General features: G+C 67.7%; 4 protein-coding genes. 2 read left to right on the top strand and 2 right to left on the bottom strand.

Annotated elements, in window-relative coordinates; all coding sequences use genetic code 11:
• On the bottom strand, positions 1-651 hold a 651-nt coding region (locus G3N96_RS37860; RefSeq protein WP_206140407.1), incomplete at its 3' end, for a DJ-1/PfpI family protein.
• A 152-nt stretch (positions 652-803) separates the two neighbouring features.
• On the opposite strand from G3N96_RS37860, the gene G3N96_RS37855 reads away from it, so the two are divergent.
• Positions 804-1,469 carry a cysteine hydrolase family protein gene (locus G3N96_RS37855; RefSeq protein ID WP_206140406.1) on the top strand — a complete coding sequence of 222 codons (666 nt, stop codon included), beginning with the start codon at positions 804-806 and terminating at the stop codon, positions 1,467-1,469.
• 96 nt (positions 1,470-1,565) lie between these two features.
• On the opposite strand, the gene G3N96_RS37850 is transcribed toward G3N96_RS37855, so the two are convergent.
• Complete coding sequence (locus G3N96_RS37850; RefSeq protein WP_124580883.1) at positions 1,566-2,207, bottom strand: TetR family transcriptional regulator; 642 nt, start codon at positions 2,205-2,207, stop codon at positions 1,566-1,568.
• Positions 2,208-2,608: 401 nt separating this feature from the next.
• On the opposite strand from G3N96_RS37850, the gene G3N96_RS37845 reads away from it, so the two are divergent.
• A partial coding sequence (locus tag G3N96_RS37845) for an efflux RND transporter periplasmic adaptor subunit (protein ID WP_206140405.1) occupies positions 2,609-3,800 on the top strand: 1,192 nt, incomplete at its 3' end.

Below are 3,800 nucleotides of genomic sequence, written 5' to 3'. Positions count from 1 at the left end.
CGGCTGCGGCACGTATTGCGCCTGCCCGCCCTGCCGGTGCGGCGGGATCACGAGGCGGCGCGCGATCTGGTTCGCGGCGTCCGAGCCGAAGCGCAGCCGGACGACGTGCAGGCAGCAGTCGAGCCCGGCGGCCGTGCCGGCCGACGTCATCAGGTTGCCGTCGTCCACGTACAGCACGTCCGGATCGAGCTTCACGCGCGGAAAGCGTTGCGCGAAGTCGTCGGCCCACGCCCAGTGCGTGGTGGCCGGGCGGCCGTCGAGCAGGCCGGCCGCGGCGAGCACGTAGGCGCCGAGGCACAGCCCGACGAGCTGCGCGCCACGCGCGGCGGCCGCGCGGACGGCGTCGAGCAGCACGTCGGGCGGCGCTTCGTCCGGGTCGCGCCATGCCGGCACGATGACGATGTCCGCGTCGTCGAGCCCGTCGAGCCCGTACGGCGCGGTGATCGTGAAGCCGCCCGTCGTCGACAGCGGGCCACGTTCGGCCGAGCAGACGCGGAACTCGAACGCGGGCGAGGCGGCCGCGTCGCGTTCCTTGCCGAATACGACCGACGGCACCGACAGATGGAACGGGCTGATGCCGTCATACGCGATCACGGCAACGACGGTCGGAGCAGGCTGGGCGGTCCGGGTGGACGAGGCGGCGGCGGTCATGGCGGGCTCCGGAATGGCGATGGCCCGATTCTATCGAAGAATGGCTATCGGGCCACTGTCCCCGTGAGCGATGCGCGCCGACAATGCATCGCATCGCGCCGCTGGCCGTCCCGTTCCGGGGCGGGGCCGCGCCGCCGCACCAGGAGCCCGTCATGTCGAACGCCGTCCCGCATTCTCCTTCCCAAACCGTTCCCCGTCGCGCATTGATCGTGATCGACGTCCAGAACGAATACGTGACGGGTAACCTGCCGATCGACTATCCGCCGCTCGACGTGTCGCTCGCGAACATCGGCCGCGCGATCGACGCCGCGCATGCGGCCGGCGTGCCGGTGATCGTGGTCCAGCACGTCGCACCCGCCGGCGCGCCGATCTTCGCGCCCGGCTCCGACGGCGTCGCGCTGCACGCGGTCGTTGCCGGCCGGCCGTATGCGCACCTGATCGAGAAGCGGCAGGCAAGCGCGTTCGCCGGGACCGACCTCGCCGCGTGGCTCGACGCGCACGGGATCGATACGCTCACGGTGGCCGGCTACATGACGCACAACTGCAATGCGTCGACGGTCTATCACGCGGCGCACGCGGGGCTGAATGTCGAGTACCTGAACGACGCGACGGGTGCGCTGCCGTACGAGAACGAAGCAGGCGCGGTAAGCGCCGAGGAGATTCACCGCACGTACGCGGTCGTGTTCCAGTCGAATTTCGCGGCCGTGATGTCGACCGACGCGTGGATCGCGGGACTGGCCGGTGCGCCGATGCCGACGCGCGATTCGGTCGTCGCGTCGAACCGGCGGGCCCGCGCGCAGCGCGCGAAGGCGGCCTGAAACGGAGGGAGAGGGGGCAGGGCGCGGGCGGCGCGTTGGCGCGGCCCGGCGCGCCGCCCGATGAAACAACACCGCAAGCGAGCGCTCGTCGCGCGGTCAGTCGCCGTCCTTCAGCATCGCCGGACTGAAGCGCAGCATGTCGAAACAGCCGTCGACGAGCTTTTCCGCATGCTGCTCGGCGTCGACCTCGTCGGGCAGCATCAGCATGTCGCGCACGAAACCGCTGACGAGCGTGTGCAGCATCAGCGTCGCGCGCCACGTATCGAGCCGCTCGGGCAGCAGCTTGAGCCGCACGGCCCCCGCGAGATCGGCATCGATCGCGTGCAGCGCCTCGCTCATTCCCGCACGGTTGCGCTGGAGCAGCGGCTCCAGATCCGCGACGTACTCGCACTTCATGAACAGGATGCTGAACACGCGGCGCAACTGCGCGTCGCGCTGCACGCCGAGCAGGCACCAGATCAGGATCTGCCGGATCTTCTCGAGCGGATTGCCGCCCGGCGCGTCGAGCGGCATCCGCTTCAGCTCGTCGATCGGCAGAAACACGCGATCGAACATCGCGTCGAACAGTTCGCTCTTGTTCGCGAAATGCCAGTAGATCGCACCGCGCGTCACGCCGGCGTGCTGGGCGATGTCCGCGAGCGACGTGTGCGACACGCCCTTCTCGAAGAACACGTGTTCGGCGGCGTCGAGAATGCGGTTACGCGTCTCGAGCGCCTCCTCCTTGGTACGTCTGACCATGTGCAGGCCTGATTGGAATGAGCGTAGGTGAATTTAGGGTCTGCAACCCTCTGCGCAGTCATATAGACTGGCTATGCTTGCGATTGGTAACAATCCGTAAGACTGGACGGCAGGCGGGGCATAAACGGGCTTTTTACATACATTCATGAATGTATATACAATACCACCCTACGATCGAATGACCCAAGTGGCAATCAGTTAATATCCCACTCTGCTGATTCCCGCCAAAGTTCCAGTCCGCAGTGCGGGGCAACCTGTCGGCACGGAGGTTTCGTGCCGCTTGCTGTATCTGGCAGTCCAGTATTTCAGGTGTTCGATCTGCGCCGTGAGGCGCATCCGTGTCGCGCTCCCTCCGGTGGGGTGCGGCACTTATTCCATTGGTTATACACAGAGGTCGCTCCATGCGCGTCGAACGGGTTCCATACCGCTTAATCACTGTCGCGACGGCCGCCGTTTTCCTGGCCGCGTGCGGGAAAAAAGAATCGGCACCGCCGCCGCAAACGCCGGAAGTCGGCGTCGTCACCGTCCAACCGCAAGCCGTACCGGTCTTCAGCGAACTGCCGGGCCGCACCAGCGCATTCCTCGTCGCGCAGGTGCGCGCACGAGTCGACGGCATCGTGCTGCGTCGTGAATTCACCGAAGGCACCGACGTCAAGGCCGGCCAGCGTCTGTACAAGATCGATCCGGCGCCGTACGTCGCCGCACTGAACAGCGCGAAGGCGACGCTCGCGAAGGCGCAGGCGAACCTCGTCACGCAGAACGCACTGGTCGCGCGCTACAAGGTGCTGGTGGCCGCGAACGCGGTCAGCAAGCAGGACTACGACAACGCAGTGGCCACGCAAGGCCAGGCCGCGGCGGACGTCGCGGCCGGCAAGGCGGCGGTCGATACCGCGCAGATCAACCTCGGCTACACCGACGTCGTGTCGCCGATCACCGGCCGTGTCGGCATCTCGCAGGTGACGCCGGGCGCGTACGTGCAGGCGAGCCAGGCGACGCTGATGTCGACGGTGCAGCAGCTCGATCCGGTGTACGTCGACCTCACGCAGTCGAGCCTCGAAGGCCTGAAGCTGCGCCAGGACGTGCAGAGCGGCCGCCTGAAGACGAGCGGCCCGGGCGCCGCGAAGGTGTCGCTGATCCTGGAAGACGGCAAGACCTACTCGGAAGCCGGCAAGCTGCAGTTCTCCGACGTGACGGTCGACCAGGCCACCGGTTCGGTGACGATCCGCGCGGTGTTCCCGAACCCGGGCCGCGTGCTGCTGCCGGGCATGTTCGTGCGTGCACGGATCGAGGAAGGCGTGAACGAGAACGCGTTCCTGGTGCCGCAGATCGGCGTCACGCATGACCAGAAGGGCCAGGCGATCGCGATGGTGGTGAACGCCAGCAACAAGGTCGAGCCGCGTCCGCTGAAGACCACCGGCATGCAGGGTCCGAACTGGATCGTCGAAGGCGGTCTGCAAGCGGGCGACCACGTGATCGTGCAGGGCGGCGAGAAGGTGCGCCCGGGTGCGACCGTGAAGTCGGTACCGGCACAGCTCGCACCGGCGGCCGCAGCCGCATCGGGCGCCGCCGCCACCGCCGCGCCGGCTGCCGCCG

Origin of the sequence: Burkholderia sp. Se-20373 (assembly GCF_017104705.1) — a bacterium.
Classification (GTDB): Bacteria; Pseudomonadota; Gammaproteobacteria; order Burkholderiales; family Burkholderiaceae; genus Burkholderia.
Note: the sequence above shows the minus strand (reverse complement) of the source record. Positions and strands in the feature narration are given on the sequence as shown.

Excerpts from the sequence above, each read along its gene's own strand:
- G3N96_RS37855 (WP_206140406.1), top strand. The coding sequence starts at position 804 with ATGTCGAACGCCGTCCCGCATTCTCCTTCCCAAACCGTTCCCCGTCGC.
- G3N96_RS37850 (WP_124580883.1), bottom strand. The coding sequence starts at position 2,207 with ATGGTCAGACGTACCAAGGAGGAGGCGCTCGAGACGCGTAACCGCATT.